Origin of the sequence: Flavobacterium sp. (assembly GCF_040402835.1) — a bacterium.
GTDB lineage: Bacteria > Bacteroidota > Bacteroidia > Flavobacteriales > Flavobacteriaceae > Flavobacterium.
Map to the genome: position 1 here is coordinate 60,209 of NZ_JBBALW010000007.1, position 19,723 is coordinate 79,931.

Consider the following 19,723-nt stretch of genomic DNA (forward strand, 5'->3'; position numbering starts at 1 on the left):
GCTATTTCCTGCTATTCGTTGCAATCCACGAAATTGCTCGTGCCTCGCAATAATGTAGGATTTCCACTGCTATCAGGGCTAGAGGTTTTAGTAAACAACAAAATTTAAACATAAAATAGTGCTTTCAGAATTCACAACAACAAATAGTGAACATCAAGCTAAAAAATAGAAAAATGTCTAAGAAAGAAGTACAATCAGTAGAATACGGTTTAGAAAAAATATTTGAAGGAGCGCAAGATTTCCTGCCATTGTTAGGAACCGACTATGTAGAATTCTATGTAGGAAACGCAAAGCAATCGGCACATTATTATAAAACAGCTTTCGGATACCAATCATTGGCGTATGCTGGATTGGAAACTGGCGTTCGTGACAGAACGTCTTATGTGTTGAAACAAGACAAAATCAGATTGGTATTAACCACGCCATTAAACGAAAATTCACTGATAAACGATCACCTAAGAAAACACGGCGACGGCGTAAAAGTAGTTGCGCTTTGGGTTGAAGACGCTACAAGTGCCTACGAAGAAACAATGAAAAGAGGCGGTCGTTCTTTTATGGAACCAACTGTCGAAAAAGATGAATTTGGCGAAGTGGTTCGTTCAGGAATTTATACTTATGGTGAAACCGTTCACATATTTGTAGAACGAAAAAAATACTTTGGAATTTTCTTACCCGGTTACAAAGAATGGAAATCAGATTACAATCCAGAACCTGTTGGGTTGAAATATATCGATCACATGGTAGGAAATGTGGGATGGAATGAAATGAATACGTGGGTAAAATTCTATGAAGACGTAATGGGATTTGTAAATTTCTTGTCTTTTGACGATAAACAAATTCACACTGAATATTCTGCTTTAATGAGTAAAGTAATGTCAAATGGTAACGGACGAATTAAATTTCCAATTAACGAACCCGCCGAAGGAAAAAAACGTTCCCAAATAGAGGAATATTTAGATTTCTATGGAGGTCCTGGAATACAACACATTGCAATTGCAACCGATGATATTATTGCAACAGTAACACAATTAAAAGCACGTGGAATTGAATTTTTATCCGCGCCACCGCATGCTTATTACCAGGCCATTCCTGAAAGATTGGGCGTTCACATGGATATGATGAAAGAGGATTTGAATGCTATCGAAAAATTAGCCATTATGGTTGATGCCGATGAAGATGGCTATTTATTACAAATTTTTACGAAACCTGTTCAAGATCGACCAACATTGTTTTTCGAAATTATTCAAAGAATGGGAGCAAAAGGATTTGGGGCAGGAAACTTCAAAGCGCTTTTCGAATCTATTGAAAGAGAACAATCTTTGAGAGGAACATTGTAAATTAGCTCCAAATCATAAATATTTCATAATAAAAATCGCTAAAAATGAGTTATCTTTGCAAAATAAATGTTAAAGTTCATTTTTTGTTAATTATTATTCAAAAAATTAAATATCTTTGTACTCAGAATGAAGGAGTGGTTTCCTGATTTTTGTATAAGTTTTCATAATTTATAGTTTTTTGGTTGGTTAATAGCATAAAAACTCAGTCATTATTTGATTGGGTTTTTTTGTTTTAATACATTTGGAACGAAAATTGTATTTGGTCTTTAAATGAATTCATAAAGCTATGAAAAAAGGAATTATTTTCTTATTACTTATTCTTCTTGCAAGTTTTGACACTCAAAAAGAAGATGCGTTTGATACTGGTGAGTGGTTTAAATTCAGAGTTCATTATGGTTTAATAAATGCCGGATACGCTACTTTAGAAGTTCAAGAAGCCATTCGAAATAATAAAAAAGTGTTTCATGTAATTGGAAAAGGATATACTACAGGAATGTCCAGATTCTTTTTCAAAGTAGATGATTTATATGAAAGCTATTTTGATAAAACCACCGGAAATCCACATCAATTTGTCAGAAAAATAGATGAAGGCGGATATACCAAAAATCAAGAAGGTTTTTTTAATCAAGATACAAATCATATTTTATTGAAGGATTATGAAAATAAAACAGAAAAAATACTTGCCATTCCAAACAATACACAAGATATAGTTTCTACGTTTTATTATTTAAGAAATCATCCAAATGTTGATAAATTAAAGGTTGGAGAATCCATTGCAATTGACATGTTTTTTGATGGGGAAACCACCAAATTTAAGTTAAAATTCATTGGTAGGGAAGATATTGACACTAAATTTGGAAAAATTCCTACAATGGTGTTTCGCCCTTTAGTTCAATCGGGGCGAATTTTTAAAGAACAGGAAAGCCTAACAGTTTGGATTTCAGATGACAGCAACAAATTACCAATAAGAATAAAAGCAGATCTTGCCATCGGTTCTATAAAAGCAGATCTTGATGGTTTTAAAGGATTGAAAAATTCCTTCACAATTAAAGTAAATTAAACATGACAAACCCCAACATATCGGAAGAGATTCTTCAAAAATTAGATGAAAAATTCCAAGAAATAAACCAGAAAACTGAAACTCATTTGGAAGGCTTGCTTTGGTCAAAACCAATTACCTATTGGGATTATATCCAAACAGATGCCCTTTTGAATCTTCAAACGCAAAGAACAACTTTACCTGATGAAATGGTTTTTATCATGTACCACCAAGTCAATGAATTACTGTTTAAAATGATTTTATGGGAAATAGAACAAATCTCACATAATGACAAATTAGAAACTGCCTTTTTCACAGAAAGAATTATGAGAGTTAGCCGCTATTTTGATATGCTAACAACTTCTTTTGATATTATGGGAGACGGAATGGAAGTAGAACAATACATGAAATTTCGAAATACTTTGACGCCTGCAAGTGGGTTTCAAAGTGCGCAATACCGCTTGATAGAATTCGCTTCTACAGATTTAATAAATTTAATTGATTATCGTTTCAGAGCTTCAATTGACAGAAAAACACCTTACGAAAATGCATTGGAACATTTGTATTGGCAAGCGGGTGGAAAAGACCATGCCACGGGTGAAAAATCCTATTTAATTTTAGAATTCGAACGCAAATACAAATCCTCATTTTTGCGTCACATGGAGGAATACAACACTATAAATCTTTGGCAAAAATTCAAACAATTGCCTGAAAATGACCAAAAAAATCCTGAATTAATTAAGGCAATGCGCCATTATGATCACACCGTAAATATTACTTGGGTGATGGGACATTTAAATGCTGCGAGAAAATATATAGATGGAAATGGTAAAAGTGATGGAGAGGCTACCGGCGGAAGCGATTGGAAAAAATATATGCATCCAAAATACCAAAGAAGAATATTTTTTCCTGAATTATGGAGCGAAGAAGAATTGAAAAATTGGGGCGACGAGAAATAGTTTAAACAAATAAATAACAGTTTGAAAAGAATTTCAATTATAATAATCCTCATTCTATCACTCGTTTCCTGCAATAAATCTGACAAAGAAAAGCCAGTAAAAAAAGTGCCGATTGTAGTTGCATTTGGATTTACACTTAATAATTTTGATGTAATTCAAGATACCATTCAAGACGGCGATACCTTTGGAAGTATTCTTGAAAAGCAAAATATTGGCGACAAAAAAGTATTTGATATTGTTGAAAAAGTCAAAGATACTTTTGATGTTCGAATGATGCGAATTGACAAACCATATACGATACTTAGGTCGAAAGGAAAATCAAAGAAAATGCGCGCGTTCATTTATCAGCCCGATCGATTGAGTTATTATGTAATTGACTTGAAAGATTCTATTACGGTTTACAAACACATCAAGCCCGTAACTATCCGACGGCGAACTATTGCCGGAGCATTAGACGGGTCTTTATCGGAAACTTTAGAAAAAAAGGGGGTTGAAGGAGCGTTGGCAACATCAATTTCTAAAATATATGCGTGGTCGATTGACTTTTTCAAATTACAAAAAGGAGATAAATTTGCGGTGACTTTCACAGAACGCTACATAAATGATTCTATATATGATGGCGTTGACAGTCTAAAATGCGCCTTTTTTGAGTACAAAGGAAAAATAATTTATGCTTTTCCATTTGCACAAAATGAAAACTCTCAAAAATTAGATTTTTACGATGAGGAAGGAAAAGCACTTAAAAATTTGTTTTTAAAAGCCCCTTTAAAATTTGTAAATATAACTTCTCGTTTTGCTAAAAACAGGTTTCATCCGGTGCAACAAATCTGGAAAGCACACAAAGGAACCGATTATGCCGCACCACAAGGAACGCCAATTATGACAACGGCTTCGGGAGTTGTGGAGCAAACAGGTTTTACGGCTGGAAACGGAAATTTCGTGAAAGTGAAACACAATGGTACGTATTCTACTCAATATTTACACATGTCGAAAATTATTGCACGACGCGGTCAGCATGTAAATCAAGGAGATATTATAGGAAAAGTGGGAAGTACTGGACTTGCTACGGGGCCTCATGTATGTTATAGATTTTGGAAAAATGGAGTTCAAGTGGACGCTTTGGGATTGAAATTACCCAATTCAGAACCTATGAATAAAAAGAATTTACCTCGTTTTTTAGCACTTATGAATCCTCTGAAAAAAGAATTGGATCGTGTTGCTAATTTGCAATTCAAAAAATAGAAGACGGTTTTTCGGATAAAAACCCTAAATATATCTTAATAATTACTTTACAAACATTATTCGTAAATTTGCAATTAATATAATTCGAAACACACAGAATCTTCACAATAATGGCTTTACAAAACACAAATCCAACTTCAACAATTGCTTGGAACGAACTTCAAAATCATTTTGAAACAATGAAAAATGTTTCTATGAAAAAAATGTTCCAAGAAGATGCTGCAAGAGCATCAAAGTTTCATATAAAATGGAATGACTTTTTGATTGATTATTCTAAAAACAGAATCAATCAGGAAACAATGGATTTGTTATTGAAATTAGCCAACGAAGTACATTTAAAAGAGGCGATTTCAGGTTATTTTGATGGCGAAATCATTAACAAAACAGAAAACAGAGCGGTTCTTCATACTGCTTTGCGTGCGCCAGAAAACGCAGTTGTAACCGTTGATGGGCAAAATATTATCCCAGAAATTTATGAGGTAAAAAGCAAAATTAAAGCGTTTACCGATGAAATAGTGAATGGCGTTAAAAAAGGTTTTACGGATAAGGCTTTCACCGATGTTGTGAATATTGGAATTGGCGGTTCAGATTTAGGCCCAGCAATGGTTGTAGAAGGATTGCAATTTTATAAAAATCATCTTAATGTTCATTTTGTTTCCAATGTTGATGGCGATCATGTGAATGAAATCATCAAAAAATTGAATCCTGAAACGACCTTATTTGTTATTGTTTCTAAAACATTTACAACTCAAGAAACACTTACAAATTCGGAAACCATTCGGACTTGGTTTTTGAAATCAGCAAAGCAAGAAGACGTGGCAAAACACTTTGTTGCCGTTTCTACAAATATAAAAAATGTAACTGCATTTGGAATTGATGCCAATAGTGTTTTCCCAATGTGGGATTGGGTTGGCGGAAGATTTTCATTATGGAGCGCAGTTGGATTATCAATAAGTTTAGCTGTTGGTTTTGATAATTTCGATAAAGTTTTGAAAGGTGCTAACGAAATGGATGAACATTTCAAAACGGCAACTTTCGATAAAAATATTCCCGTGGTTTTGGCATTATTAAGCATTTGGTACAACAATTTCTTTGGTGCCGAAAGTGAAGCTTTAATTCCATATACTCAATATTTACAAAAATTGGCTCCATACCTGCAACAGGGAATTATGGAAAGCAACGGAAAAAGTATTGGTCGTGATGGAAAACCTGTGAATTATCAAACGGGAACTATTATTTGGGGAGAACCTGGCACGAATTCGCAACACGCATTCTTTCAATTGATTCACCAAGGGACAAAATTAATTCCTACCGATTTCATTGGATTTGTAAATTCTTTATATGGAAATAAAGACCATCACGATAAATTGATGTCTAATTTCTTTGCACAAACAGAAGCATTATTGAACGGAAAAACAGAAGAACAAGTCAGAAATGAATTTGAAAAGCAGGGATTATCCTCTGAAAAGGCAGATTACTTGGCACCATTTAAGGTTTTTGAGGGCAATAAACCAACGAATACCATATTAATAAATAGTCTTACTCCTGAAACTTTAGGCTCGTTGGTTGGGATGTATGAGCACAAAATTTTTGTTCAAGGTATAATTTGGAATATTTTCAGTTATGACCAATGGGGAGTTGAATTAGGAAAGCAATTGGCGAACTCTATTTTAGAGGAAATTAACTCGAAAATAATTAATAAACACGATAGTTCAACCGCATTTTTATTGCGTCATTATTTGATAAATAAATAAATTAAGGAAGACTACAATAACCCAATTAAAAGAATGCAATACTATTTTTAACTAAACAATTATTAAAATTTATTTGTCTTTAAAATAACATTTTCGCCCATGTTTTAACATATTATTATCATTTAACATTTTATTAACGTACAGAACAAATTTAATACTGAAATTTGCAAAAATTTAAACAAAACAACAAATGAAAAATTTTAAAATTAATTTATTTTTTGGACTGTTTTTCGCAGCAACTGCTTCGTTCGCACAAGCTGTTAAGAAAGACACTGTTAAGTCAAATCAACTAGAAGAAGTAGTTGTAAGAGGCAGCATTATTGACGTTGCTAAAGAAAGAAAAACACCGGTGGCTGTTTCTACTATCAAAGCGGCTGAAATACAAGCTAAAGCAGGAAATCAAGAATTTCCTGACTTATTGAAAAACATGCCTTCTGTTTATGCTTCAAAAGCTGGTGGAGGTTACGGAGACTCTAGAATTAACATTAGAGGATTCTCACAAGAAAACATTGCGGTTATGATTAATGGTATGCCAGTAAACGATATGGAAAACGGTGCTGTTTATTGGAGTAACTGGAGTGGTTTGTCTGATGTGGCGTCTTCTATTCAAGTTCAAAGAGGTTTAGGAGCTTCTAAATTAGCAATTGCTTCTGTTGGAGGAACTATTAACGTAATAACTAGATCTTCAGACATGAAAGAAGGTGGACTTGTTTCTTCTTCAGTAGGAAACAACAATTTCCTAAAAACTTCTGTTTCATATTCTACAGGAGTAATGAAAAACGGTTTGTCGGCTTCTATTTTATTAAGCAAAACAAGAGGAGACGGTTATGTTGATGGAACAAATTTTGAAGGAACCAACTATTTTATTGGTCTTGGATACAAATTAAGCGACAAACACCAATTTGAATTTACTTTCACTGGAGCGGCGCAATGGCACCACCAAAGAAGTACTGCAATTACTTTAGCTCAATATTTAACTGTAGGTGGAGGTGATCCAGCGATTAAATACAATAGAGATTGGGGTTATTTACAAGGAAATCAGTACAGTATGAATCAAAACTTTTATAACAAACCAATTGCTTCTATCAACTGGGATTATAAAATTAATGAAACTACAAAATTATCAACTATCGTTTACGGTTCTTGGGGTCGTGGTGGTGGAGCAGGTGCTTGGGGTAAAGCAGCTGGTTTAAATTTCAATGACGACAGATGGAGAACTGGAGCAAATGGTGTTGGGTCTGTTGATTTTGACAAATTATATGCTTTTAACTCAGGGCAAACGGTACAATTACCTACAACAGGAGCATTTACAGCTTATGCAGCTACTACAAGGGCTTTAGTAGGAGGTCAATATGTTAATACAGCTGGATCAGAAGCTACTAATGGAGTTTCTAAAATTGCGGGTATTAACTCACATGACTGGTACGGAAGTATTATCAATTTAGATAAAAAATTAAATAATATATCTCTTGACTTCGGTTTGGATTTAAGAACATACAAGGGAATTCACGTTAGGTATTTAAATGATTTATTAGGAGGAAGTACTTTTAAAGATGTTGCTGATTTAAATAATCCAATAATTTATACAAGTGAAACTTCTTCACCAAAACCCTCTTTAAATCCATTTTTTCAAGCAATTCAAGGGACACCAATTTTAAGAAATTTTACAAGTCAAGTAAACTGGTTGGGAGCATTTAGTCAAGCTGAATATTCTAAAGACAACTTAACGGCTTTCGTTCAAGCAGCAGTTTCTCAACAAAGCTTCCAAAGACAAGATTTATTCAATTATTTAAATAGCAATCCATTACAAAACTCTGAAAAAAAGAGCTTGATGGGTGGTGACTTTAAAGTTGGAGCAAATTATAACTTTAATGACAATCACAATGTGTTTTTCAATGCAGGGTATTATTCTAAGCAACCATTTTTAACCGCAGTATTTTCAAATAATAACGTTTTAAATACCAATTTAACCAATGAAAAAATCACTGGTTTTGAAGCGGGTTATGGTTTTAGAAATGCTAAATTTAATGCAAATGTAAACGTTTACAGTACAGAATGGAAAGACAGGTACCAAAGAAATTTTGATATTGATCCTTTAAACATAGGAGGATTTTATGATTTCCAAGGCATAACTGAAGTTCACCAAGGGTTAGAGTTAGAATTAAAATATAAATTGTTTTCTCACTTTAAATTAAACGGAATGGTTTCTTACGGAAACTGGTTTTACAAAGGAAATAGCATTAGTAATCGTTATAATCAAAATGGAGATCCATTTGCTGGAGGTTCAGTTACAACATTGTACCTAGACAATGTAAAAGTTGGGAACACTGCTCAGGTAACTGCTGCTTTAGGAGGTGTAATTGAGGCGTCTAAAAACATGTCTTTCGATGCTAATTATTTTTTCAATGATAAATTATATGCTGCTATTTCTCCAAATTCATTAAGTAGCGCTACTAATAAAGGAACTTTACAATTACCAAGTTACGATTTAATTGATGCTGGAGCTTCTTACAAATGGAATTTAGCTAACACAAAAGAATCGGTTAAATTCAGATTCAATGTGAACAATTTATTAGATACTAAATACATCGCAGAATCTAGCAAAAATATATTTGCTGATGATATTAAAACTCCTGCAGTTGGAACAACCCCAGCAGTAACTTATGCACAAGCCGGAGCGTTATACAATGGAGTTGCCACTGCAAATACTGTTTACTTTGGTTTCGGTAGAACTTGGAACTTCTCATTAAGCTACAATTTCTAATCAGAAAGAAGTAATTTAACATAATGATAAAACGGCATTCTTTTCAGAATGCCGTTTTTTTATGCTTTTTTCTTTATATTTGTTATTCTAAAAAAATTAAATACATAATGGATTTATATACCTTCTTACAAAAATTTCACTCAGGCTGGGCCTATTTAGCCTTATTATTACTAGTAGTAGCCGTTGTTAATGCAATTACTGGGTTCACATCTAAAAAAGAATTTACACCCAAAGACCGAAAAATAGCTTTGTTCGGATTAATAGGGTCACACGTACAATTATTAGTAGGATTAATCCTTTATTTCGTTTCTCCGCTAGGTTTGGCTGCATTCAACATGAAAGACGCAGAAGCAAGGTTAACTTCGCTAGAACACCCTTTCATTAACGTTATTGCCTTGGTTTTAATTACAATTGGTTGGTCCAAACACAAAAAGGCCGCAACAAGCGAATTAAAATTCAAATCTTTTGCTGTTTTTTATACATTAGGGCTACTTTTAATTTTAGCCAGAATTCCTTGGCATTTATGGTTTTAACAATTTTGACTTTCGTCTAATTATAATTAACCATTTCTTTCAAACACCCATTTATGTTGCAACAAAAAAAAATAGTATTCATCGCAATTTTGTGTCTATTTACAATAGTATTTGGAGGAAAAATCCAAGCTCAAAAAAGCATTAAAAAGCCTTCGCAAAAAGTGGTAATTGATACGGTTAAAAATAAAACCGTTGCACTTGACACAATAAAACCCCAATTAAAAGTGAAAGCTTTTAAGACCAAAGCACACGCGTCCTACTATGCCAATAAATTCAACGGAAAAAGAACCTCTAGTGGTGTCCGTTTCAGCAATGATAAATACACTGCGGCTCATAGAAAATTGCCTTTTGGAACCAAACTAAAAGTCACCAATGAAGAAAATGGAAAATGGGTAATTGTTGAGGTAATTGACCGCGGACCGTTTTCTAGAGGCCGTGAAATTGATCTTTCAAGACGCGCTTTTATGGAAATCGCTTCCAATAAAAATAGCGGTTCTACCATTGTAAAATTGGAAATCATAGAAAACTAATTACCAATTTTTAAACGGATTTTTACTCAAATAGGAGTTGTAATATTTTTCGTTATTGGTAACTTCGTCACCCAACCAATTTGGTTTTTCAAAGGCTTCTTCTTCCGATTGCAATTCGATTTCAGCAATAATCAGTCCCTCGTTTTCGCCAAAAAATTCATCGACTTCATAAACATGATTTCCGAATTTTACTTCGTACCGGGTTTTACTAATTATTCCGCTTTCGCAAAGTTTTAGTAGCATTCTAGCCTCGGTAACTACGATTTCTTTTTCCCACTCAAAACGACTCAAACCCGTTTCATTGCCTTTTCCTTTAATGGTCAAATAACCCTGATTTCCTTTAATTCGAACCCGAACAGCTCGCTCAGGATTTGAATTTAAATAGCCCTGAGCAATCTCATTTTTAGCAAATGAATTCTTTTTAAACTCCTGCGATTTTACTAAAAATTTGCGTTCAATTTCTATCATCTTAAAAAAACCAAGTGGCTACTAATATTGCAGTAATCACACATATTAAATCAACCAGAAGCATCGTTCCTAAAGCGTAACGCGTGTTTTTGATATTTACAGAACCAAAGTAAACGGCAATTACATAAAACGTACTTTCGGCGCTACATTGAAAAATGCTGCTCAATCTTCCTGTCAAGGAATCCGCTCCAAAAGTATTCATAGAATCAATTAAAAATCCTCGAGATCCTGCAGAACTAAATGGCCTAAGCAATGCTACTGGCAATGCATCTGTGATTTCTTTGCTAACACCCAGATTTGAAAAAGCAAAGGCAATCCACTCGCTAATAATTTCAAACAATCCACTGTTTCTAAATAACGAAATAGCCACTAACATTCCCAACACATAAGGGAAAATAGTAACCCCAGTTTTCACCCCATTGTTCGCTCCTGTTACAAAAGCTTCAAAAACAGTAGTATGCGCTTCAGCAAATTTCTTCTCTTTAAAAAATGAAAAAATCAAAGTGAAAGCGATAATTCCAACCAATATCATCGCGGAAAGATTAGAGGTAAAGTAATTTTTTCCAATGATATCCAAATGGTTTACATACATCAATAATCCTATAATAGAAGCAATTAATGTTATCAACGCCACTACCAAAGAAGCACTTTTGAAATTGATTTTTTGCTTAATTCCAACAATTAAAAAGGCAGCAAATGTTCCGATAAAAGAAGTGATAATACATGGCAACATTACATCGGCGGGGTTGGTCGCATTGGCAGCCGCACGATAACCAATTATTGAAGTTGCAATTAAAGTAAGCCCCGAAGCATGCAGACACATAAACATAATTTGTGCGTCACTTGCCTTGGCTTTATCGGGATTTATTTCTTGTAAGCTTTCCATTGCTTTCAACCCAAATGGCGTGGCTGCGGAATCCAATCCTAAAAAATTAGCAGCAAAATTCAAGGTCATATAAGAAATAGACGGGTGATTTTTGGGAACACTTGGAAACACTTTTACAAATACTGGACTCAGCAATTTCGCTAGTTTTTCTGATGCTCCAGAAATGATTAATAGCTCCATCAAGCCACAGAAAAAAGCCAAATACGCAAGAAGTGGCAAAATTAAATCAAGCAATGTGTTTTTACATGTTGGCAATAACCCATCGGATTTTTGCACACCGCTGAAGATTTTTACAGTTTTCGCCGAATAAACGTAAGTCGTATCAGGATTTGAAGTTATTTTATCAATAACTATGGTTTTGTCGGGAGCATTTTCAATACTGTCTTTTATGAAAACAGGAACTTGGTTCAGGTATTTCTCAGAGATAATAATTGGGTCGCCTTTTTTACCATTTATCATAAAATCCAGCGTGTAACTGTTTCCAGAGAACAAGCTAATTAATACAAAAGCAATAGAAGAAATAAATATAACCAACCAAAATCTACTTAAAACCATAATTTATTTTTTTGTAAAAGTAAAAAAGTTAAACACAGATTTCACAAATTTCACAAATTAATCTGTTTGAATCTGTTAAATCTGTGTTCCTTATATTTAAACGTGAATGATTTCCTCGTCAATTAGCAAATCTTCTCGACGCAAACGAAGGAATATTTGTGCAACGGCAATCGTGTCTTTTTCGCAATAGGTTACAATTCTATCGATGTCTTTTTCTACATAAAAAACGTATCCCACTTGACTTCCGTCGATATCGCCTTTTGGAGATGGGATTCCGAGAATTTTTGTTAGTAATTTTAAAGAAGTAAAATGTTTGTAATCCCCAAATTTCCATAATTCTAACGTATCCAAATGCGGAATTTCCCATGGTTTTTTACCAAATAAATTCAGCTTGTTTGGAATGGCAATTTGGTTGATAATCATCCTTCTTGCAATAAATGGGATATCAAATTCCTTTGCATTATGGCCACACAAAACGTGTTGTGGCTTGTTGAAATGATTGTTCAAGAGATTGATAAAGTCGTGAAGGATTTTCTTTTCATCGCCAAAAAACGAAGTCACTCTAAAGTGTCGAATGTCTCCTTTAATGGTAAAATAACCAACAGAAATACAGACAATTTTTCCAAATTCGGCCCAAATTCCAGCACGGTCATAAAAATCTTCTGGAGTAAATTCTTCTTTTCTTTGGTATTGTGTTTTGTGTTCCCAAAGGTCTTTCATTTCTGAATCCAATTCGTTGTAATCGGAAGCTTCTGGAACGGTTTCAATATCTAAAAAAAGAATGTTTTCAAGGTTTATTTTTTCTATCATTGGGCTAGCATTTTGTAAGTTTCATCGATATATACAAAAAAGTCATCGCTGTGTGGTGAAGTTTTTGATTGTTTTTTCATTTGATTTCCTAATCGAACAATGATTAGCTCGTCTTCAGGAATTACAATTACATATTGCCCCAAATGACCGCGCATATAAAATATATTCTTGCCTTTATAATCGCTCAACCACCAGCCATATCCGTATTCAGGAGAAGCTTTAAATCTTGGCGTAATCGATTTTGCAATGAACGTGCTGTCTAAAAGTTGTTTGCCATTCCATTTTCCGCATTGTTTGTATAGTTTTCCAAAACGAGCAAAATCTCTGGCATCACTAGCGATGCAGCAAAACGCTTTTACAATTCCATCTTTTTTATCGGTTTGCCAAAGGGCATCGTTTTCGGCTCCCATTGGTTTCCAAAAGTTCTTCGAAACATAATTTGATAACCTTTCACCAGTGGCTTTTTCAATTACCATGGCTAATAATTGAGTATTCCCACTTAGGTATTTGTATTTTTGCCCTGGTTCATCAACCCCTTTTAAACCAAGGATTACTTTACTTAAATCATCAGTAAAATAAGCTCGTGTGGTTATTGAAAAAGGACTGTAATAGGCTTCGTCCCAATTCAGTCCAGATGCCATAGAAGACAAATCGCCAACCGTCATTTTTGCCGACTTTCCTTCTTTAAATTCTGGGAAAAAGTCAGAAACCAATTGGTCTAAACTTTTGATTTTTCCTTCCATGATGGCTTTTCCTAGCGAAGCCGAAACGATGCTTTTTGCCATGGAAAAGGAATTGGATTTGGAGTTTTTATCGAAACCATCATAATAACTTTCGTGCCAAATACTATCGTTTTTTATGATTAAAAAAGCAACAGTTCCTATTTGTTTATGAAGTTGTTCTAAAGCTGGAGTTGCTTTAATTGTGTTGTAATTTTTATGAATTGCCCAAGGTTGAGCAACATCACTTTTGGTTATTACATCATTATCAAATTCTTTGTAATCTTGTAAAAAGGCAGTTTGATGTCCTTTTGAATAAATCGTTCGAATCGCTTTTAGTAAATAATCGACATTAAAAGCATAGGCTAATACAATTATTGTGATTAGAAATACGGCAATACCAAGAAATAGTTTTTTTAATAATTTCATTAGAAGTGGTTTTTAATTGGTTGAAATAAAAAATACTTTATTTACGAATTTACGTAATTTCTTTGAAACTAAATTCATTCTATTGACTATTTATAAATCACACTTTAAAGATTACTTCTGCTAGTGTGTAAAATGGTTCTGATTTTGAGCCCCGACCTGCCTGCCGGAGGGCAGGTAACTTCAAAAACTATTTAATAGTACTATACATATAGGCTTCCAGACCTTTTAATTCTTGCTCGGACATGGCTTTTGTGAGTGTAAAATTGGTTTTCATCACTTCATATTGCGTTGGATCGACCAATGGTTTTGCTTCGTCTTTTAGGAACGAAACGATGTCTCCGTTTTGTGCTTTATAGATTTTAGCAATATCTTGAACGCTCGGTCCCACAAGCTTTTCATCGATTCTGTGACATGCTACACAATTGCCTTTTCCTTCAAAAATAGTCTTTCCAAGTTGTTCAGGTGTTTGATTAAGTTCGGTTGGATTGGGTTGCCCAAAAGCTTCTTGGCGTTCTTTTTTACAAGAAATAACTAAAATAAGGCACACTAATAAGACTACTTTTTTCATTGTTATTTATTTAAAATTATGGCTGCTTCCTTAGCAAAATAGGTCGAAATTAAACTTGCCCCAGCTCTTTTGATGCACATTAATTGTTCCATCATAATTTTGTCGTGATCGAGCCAACCTCTTTCGGAAGCGGCTTTTATCATAGCATATTCACCCGAAACGTGAAAAACAGTTACGGGAACATTCACCGCATTTTTGACTTCGCGAACAATGTCTAAGTAGGCAATTCCGGGTTTTACCATCACCATATCGGCTCCTTCTTCTACATCCATGAGGGCTTCTTTTATGGCTTCGATGCGATTGGCATAATCCATTTGGTAGGTTTTTTTGTCTTTTGGAATATCCGCATTATCGACAGGTGCACTGTCTAAAGCATCACGAAAAGGGCCATAAAATGCCGAAGCATATTTAGCCGAATAACTCATAATGCCCACATTTTGAAATCCTGCAGCATCTAATCCTTGGCGAAGGCGCAAAACACGACCGTCCATCATGTCGCTTGGCGCCACAAAATCGGCACCCGCTTGGGCATGAGAAACTGCCATTTTAACTAGGGCTTCATTGGTTGCATCGTTTTCTATATCGCCATTAGCAATAATTCCGTCGTGACCATAAATAGAATAGGGATCCAATGCCACATCAGGCATAACAATCATTTCAGGACAAGCCGCTTTGATAGATTTGATGGCGCGTTGCATCAATCCATCAGGATTCCAAGCTTCTTTTCCAGTGTTGTCTTTTAGGGATTCATCTACTTTTACGTAAATGTTTACGGCACGAATTCCTAAAGCAAACAATTCTTTGACTTCTTCGACTGTTAAATCTATCGAACGACGAAAAATTCCTGGCATTGATGCAATTTCTACTTTATAGTTTTCGCCTTCTGCGATGAACATTGGAAACATAAAATCGGATGGACTTAATGTTGTTTCACGAACTAAACTTCTAATAGATTCGTTTACTCTTAATCTTCGGCCTCTTTGTAATGGGAACATATATTAGCCCCCTATCCCCCAAAGGGGGAATTCCTATCAGGGGTCAATAGGTTTTTAGTTAATACATTAATTTTTATTGTTTTTAGACTCCTATTTCTTCTTGCGAAGTTCCCCCTTCGGGGGTTAGGGGGCTAGCCATTCTCTTGGTTTTTCTAATACTTCAATTAATTTTTCTTCTTCACTTCCTTTTTCCGGATGATGGTCATAAACCCACTGAACGTGTGGCGGCAAACTCATCAGAATACTTTCAATTCTGCCATTAGTTTTTAAGCCAAAAAGTGTGCCTTTGTCGTGCACCAAATTGAATTCAACATATCTTCCACGACGTATTTCTTGCCACGTACGTTGTGCGGCTGTGTAATCTAAATTTTTTCTTTTTTCGACAATTGGAACATACGCTTCGAGAAAACTATTACCGACTTCAGATACAAAACTGAACCAATTTTCTATTGACATATTTTCATTTGCTTTGCAATAATCAAAAAACAATCCGCCAATTCCTCGTGCCTCGTTGCGATGCTCATTCCAAAAATAATCGTCACATTGTTTTTTATATTTTGGATAAAAATCTTGATTATGTTTGTCGCAAGCGGTTTTACACGTTTGATGAAAATGTTTTGCATCTTCTTCAAACAAATAATAAGGCGTTAAATCTTGACCTCCACCAAACCACTGCTGAAACACATTTCCATTATCATCATACATTTCAAAATACCTCCAATTGGCGTGAACAGTAGGAACCATTGGGTTTCTTGGATGCAAAACCAAACTCAATCCGCAAGCAAAAAAATCAGCTTCTCCAACCCCAAACATTTTCTGCATAGCTTCAGGTAATTTTCCGTGCACCGCCGAAATATTGACACCGCCTTTTTCGAAAACTACTCCGTTTTCTATTACGCGTGTTCTTCCGCCTCCACCTTCTGGTCGTTCCCAAATGTCCTCACGGAATTTAGTTGCGCCGTCAGCAACTTCCAATCCTGCACAGATTTGGTCTTGAAGTGTTTGTATGTATTGATAGAATTTATTTTTCATCTGTAAAATAATGCAATAGCAAGCGTTATTATAAATGGAATAATAATTAATTCTATTCGATAATAAAATTTACTTTTCTGTTTTATATTGGTAACTATTTGAATTATCAAAAATGTTAATGATATAACAAAATTAAAAAACAATAATCCGATTCTAAATATTCCTGCTCTACAAGGTGGTATCATATCCATAATAGGAATTCTAATAAAATAATTATAAAGCAGAAGTAATATCCAAGAATAATAAACTCCGTAGAAAACTAAATCTGTTGATTTTTTATTTGAATTCATTTTGATGATATTTATTTTTTATACTCCTTCACCGCATCGATAAATGCCTTCGCATGATCTACAGGGATATTTGGTAAAATTCCGTGACCTAAATTGGCAATATATTTGTCTTTTCCGAATTCGTCAATCATTTCGTGAACCATTTTCTTGATAACAGGAATTGGCGAAAGCAATCTTGACGGATCGAAATTTCCTTGTAAAGTAATTTTTCCACCTGACAAATAACGTGCATTTCTGGGCGTACAAGTCCAATCTACTCCCAATGCCGAAGCCCTACTTTTTCCCATTTCTCCCAAGGCAAACCAACATCCTTTTCCGAAAACTATAACGTGGGTTTCATCTGCCAAAGCTTCTACAATTTGGTTGATGTATTTCCAAGAGAATTCTTGATAATCTACTGGCGAAAGCATTCCACCCCAAGAGTCAAAAATCTGAACGGCGTCAACACCTGCTTTAACTTTTTCTTTCAAATATAAAATAGTGGTATCGGTAATTTTTTGTAATAATACGTGTGCTGCAACTGGATTTGAAAAACAAAATCCTTTGGCGGTATCAAAACTTTTTGATCCTTTTCCTTCCACAGCATAACAGAAAATTGTCCAAGGCGAACCTGCGAAACCAATTAACGGTACCTCATCGTTCAACATTTCTTTGGTCAATTTTATAGCATCCATTACATAACCCAAAGTTTCTTGGATATTAGGAACAATTACTTTTTCGACATCCTGAATGGTACGAATTGGATTGGGTAAAAACGGACCAAAATTCTCTTTCATCAAAACTTCAATTCCCATTGCTTGAGGAACAACCAGAATATCCGAGAATAAAATCGCCACATCGGGACCAATTCTACGAATTGGTTGAACCGTAATTTCAGCAGCTAATTCTGGAGTTTGACAACGCGTAAAAAAATCATATTTATCACGCAAAGCGATGAATTCTGGCAAATATCTTCCGGCTTGACGCATCATCCAAACCGGTGGGCGTTCCACTGTTTCTCCTCTTAATGCTTTTAAAAATAGGTCGTTCTTAAGCCCCCTAACCCCCGAAGGGGAAATTTGAATATCTATATTGTTCATTATATTAATTTATTAAAACTTTTAAACTTTCTAAATTTTAGTATTCTTTTTAAATTTATAAACTTCCCGAATTCCCCCTTTGGGGTTAGGGGGCCTATTTATACTCTTCGATACATTCTTCAATCACGTCTTCAATTGACGGTTGGGCTGCAATAATTATATTTTTAACTGTTTTTGGTAATGCATCCGCAGTAGTTTCACCGATGCAAAAGCAAAGTTCTTTTTTTATAATATTTTCTTTCAAATAACTTTCAACTCCCGACGGACTAAAAAACAGAATCCCATCGAAATTCTTCTCCCCTCCTTTGGAGGGGTTGGGGGAGGATATTTTTTGTGGTGTCAATGAAGTTTCGTAAACCTGAATCTCATTGAACTTAATTTTTGCTTCTTTTAGTGCTTTTGGCAAAGTTTCTTTTCGCAAATTTCCGGTAAAAAAAGTGTAGCTTTCATTGGCATAAATCAAAGTGATGATTTCCGCTAAATCTGATGCATAACCCGTATAAGCAATTACATTAAAACCGCTTTCAGACAATAAAATCTTGGTTTTTAATCCAACGCAAAATACATTTTTAGTTTTTAACGCATCACAATCAGGTTGAAGTAATAAACTTTGTGCTGCATTTTGACTCGTAATAATCAAATTATCATTGATTTCTTTAAGTTCAAATTTTTGATTTTTGATTTGAATAAAATCGTATTCAATAACATTAAAATTAGCTGATTCTAATGCCTGTTTCTGATTATCAGAAAGTATTTTTGTTGATAAAATTTGGATTGCACTCATTATTTTTTCAATGCTTCTTTAATATTTTTCATTAGTTCTGCTCCGCCATTGTTCAAAATTTCCTTGGCTAATTCAAAACCTAATTTTTTCCATTGTTCAATTGGCACCACTTTTTCGACTTCAAATTTTTGTTTTCCGTCTAATGAAAAAAGGGCACCTTTAAATTCGATGGTGTCTTCGGTGAATTTTGCAATTGCTCCAATTGGCGCTGTACATCCGCCTTCCAAAGTTTTTAAAAATTGTCTTTCTATATAGGTGCAAATATCGGTTTCAAGATCATTGAGTTCTGAAACTGCCTCTTTGCAAAACTCGTCATTTGCCATCGCCACAATTACCATTGCACCTTGTGCTGGCGCGGGAATCATCCAATCTAAATTGATAAAATCAGTTGGTGTTAAGTTGATGCGTTCCAGTCCAGCTGCTGCAAATACGGCTCCGTTCCAATCACTTTCATTTAATTTTTGCATTCTCAAATTCACATTTCCACGCAAATCAACTACATTATGAGTCGGATATTTATGCAGCCATTGCGCTTGACGACGCAAACTTCCTGTTGCAATAATTCCATTACCAGTTAAAAAATCCAGATTATTTTTATAAACTAAAATGTCTTTTTCGTTGGCACGCTCTAAAACGGCAACTTGAACAATTCCAATTGGCAAAGCTGTTGGCACGTCTTTCATAGAATGTACCGCAATATCCACATGGCCATTAATCATAGCGGCATCAAGGGTTTTTGTGAAAATTCCCGTGATTCCTAATTCATATAATGGTTTGTTGAGTATAATATCGCCTGTGGATTTTACGGCAATAATTTCGGTTTTATATCCTAAATCGTTTAATTTTTTTTCTACTGTGTGCGCTTGCCAAAGTGCTAATTCACTGTCACGAGTTCCAATACGTATCACTTTTTGAGCCATTTTTAAGTAGTTTTGAAATATATACTTTAA

18 protein-coding genes are annotated in these 19,723 nt (G+C 34.6%); 8 read left to right on the forward strand and 10 right to left on the reverse strand.

The genetic code is table 11. The annotated features are described in order from the left end of the window. The first annotated feature begins 173 nt into the window (after nt 1–173). The 8 genes from hppD to AC9UEH_RS03900 all read left to right on the forward strand — a co-directional run bounded on the left by hppD (nt 174) and on the right by AC9UEH_RS03900 (nt 10,158). On the forward strand, nt 174–1,337 hold the full coding sequence (gene hppD, locus AC9UEH_RS03865; protein WP_509528591.1) for a 4-hydroxyphenylpyruvate dioxygenase: 1,164 nt from the start codon (nt 174–176) through the stop codon (nt 1,335–1,337). Between the two features lie 286 nt (nt 1,338–1,623). Beyond that, nucleotides 1,624–2,397, forward strand: coding sequence for a DUF3108 domain-containing protein (locus AC9UEH_RS03870; RefSeq protein WP_509528593.1), 774 nt, complete (start codon nt 1,624–1,626; stop codon nt 2,395–2,397). Between the two features lie 2 nt (nt 2,398–2,399). Next, on the forward strand, nt 2,400–3,335 hold the full coding sequence (locus tag AC9UEH_RS03875) for a tryptophan 2,3-dioxygenase family protein (RefSeq protein ID WP_509528596.1): 936 nt from the start codon (nt 2,400–2,402) through the stop codon (nt 3,333–3,335). A gap of 21 nt (nt 3,336–3,356) precedes the next feature. Continuing rightward, nucleotides 3,357–4,577, forward strand: a complete 1,221-nt coding sequence (locus AC9UEH_RS03880) for a peptidoglycan DD-metalloendopeptidase family protein (protein ID WP_509528598.1) — start codon at nt 3,357–3,359, stop codon at nt 4,575–4,577. Nucleotides 4,578–4,687: 110 nt separating this feature from the next. After that, the gene (gene pgi / locus AC9UEH_RS03885) at nt 4,688–6,331 is read left to right on the forward strand and encodes a glucose-6-phosphate isomerase (RefSeq protein ID WP_509528600.1); all 1,644 of its coding nucleotides are present in this window, start codon (nt 4,688–4,690) and stop codon (nt 6,329–6,331) included. Nucleotides 6,332–6,521: 190 nt separating this feature from the next. After that, nucleotides 6,522–9,095 (forward strand): TonB-dependent receptor, encoded by a 2,574-nt coding sequence (locus AC9UEH_RS03890; RefSeq protein WP_509528602.1) that lies wholly within the window; start codon nt 6,522–6,524, stop codon nt 9,093–9,095. A 107-nt stretch (nt 9,096–9,202) separates the two neighbouring features. Beyond that, nucleotides 9,203–9,628, forward strand: a complete 426-nt coding sequence (locus tag AC9UEH_RS03895; protein WP_509528604.1) for a hypothetical protein — start codon at nt 9,203–9,205, stop codon at nt 9,626–9,628. A 53-nt stretch (nt 9,629–9,681) separates the two neighbouring features. Next, nucleotides 9,682–10,158, forward strand: a complete 477-nt coding sequence (locus tag AC9UEH_RS03900) for a septal ring lytic transglycosylase RlpA family protein (RefSeq protein ID WP_509528607.1) — start codon at nt 9,682–9,684, stop codon at nt 10,156–10,158. On the opposite strand, the gene AC9UEH_RS03905 is transcribed toward AC9UEH_RS03900, so the two are convergent. The 10 genes from AC9UEH_RS03905 to hemC form a co-directional block, all read right to left on the reverse strand. Then, entirely contained in the window at nt 10,159–10,626 is a 468-nt protein-coding gene (locus tag AC9UEH_RS03905; protein WP_509528610.1) for a CYTH domain-containing protein, read from the reverse strand. A 1-nt stretch (nt 10,627) separates the two neighbouring features. Beyond that, nucleotides 10,628–12,067 carry a spore maturation protein gene (locus tag AC9UEH_RS03910; protein ID WP_509528613.1) on the reverse strand — a complete coding sequence of 480 codons (1,440 nt, stop codon included), beginning with the start codon at nt 12,065–12,067 and terminating at the stop codon, nt 10,628–10,630. 96 nt (nt 12,068–12,163) lie between these two features. Next, on the reverse strand, nt 12,164–12,877 hold the full coding sequence (locus tag AC9UEH_RS03915) for a 3'-5' exonuclease (RefSeq protein ID WP_509528615.1): 714 nt from the start codon (nt 12,875–12,877) through the stop codon (nt 12,164–12,166). Continuing rightward, nucleotides 12,874–14,025, reverse strand: coding sequence for a serine hydrolase domain-containing protein (locus AC9UEH_RS03920; protein ID WP_509528617.1), 1,152 nt, complete (start codon nt 14,023–14,025; stop codon nt 12,874–12,876). Before AC9UEH_RS03920 ends, AC9UEH_RS03915 begins: the two co-directional genes overlap by 4 nt. Nucleotides 14,026–14,212: 187 nt before the next feature. After that, nucleotides 14,213–14,593 carry a c-type cytochrome gene (locus AC9UEH_RS03925; RefSeq protein ID WP_509528619.1) on the reverse strand — a complete coding sequence of 127 codons (381 nt, stop codon included), beginning with the start codon at nt 14,591–14,593 and terminating at the stop codon, nt 14,213–14,215. A gap of 2 nt (nt 14,594–14,595) precedes the next feature. Continuing rightward, nucleotides 14,596–15,588 carry a porphobilinogen synthase gene (hemB, locus tag AC9UEH_RS03930; protein WP_509528622.1) on the reverse strand — a complete coding sequence of 331 codons (993 nt, stop codon included), beginning with the start codon at nt 15,586–15,588 and terminating at the stop codon, nt 14,596–14,598. Nucleotides 15,589–15,711: 123 nt separating this feature from the next. Continuing rightward, on the reverse strand, nt 15,712–16,620 hold the full coding sequence (gene hemF / locus AC9UEH_RS03935; protein ID WP_509528625.1) for an oxygen-dependent coproporphyrinogen oxidase: 909 nt from the start codon (nt 16,618–16,620) through the stop codon (nt 15,712–15,714). A 301-nt stretch (nt 16,621–16,921) separates the two neighbouring features. Beyond that, nucleotides 16,922–17,989: a uroporphyrinogen decarboxylase gene (gene hemE, locus AC9UEH_RS03940; protein WP_509528627.1), complete on the reverse strand. Its 1,068-nt coding sequence runs from the start codon at nt 17,987–17,989 to the stop codon at nt 16,922–16,924. Between the two features lie 94 nt (nt 17,990–18,083). Then, nucleotides 18,084–18,773: a uroporphyrinogen-III synthase gene (locus tag AC9UEH_RS03945; protein WP_509528630.1), complete on the reverse strand. Its 690-nt coding sequence runs from the start codon at nt 18,771–18,773 to the stop codon at nt 18,084–18,086. Then, nucleotides 18,773–19,693, reverse strand: coding sequence for a hydroxymethylbilane synthase (gene hemC / locus AC9UEH_RS03950; protein WP_509528632.1), 921 nt, complete (start codon nt 19,691–19,693; stop codon nt 18,773–18,775). The genes AC9UEH_RS03945 and hemC overlap by 1 nt, the downstream gene beginning before the upstream one ends. Between the last annotated feature and the right edge of the window lie 30 nt (nt 19,694–19,723).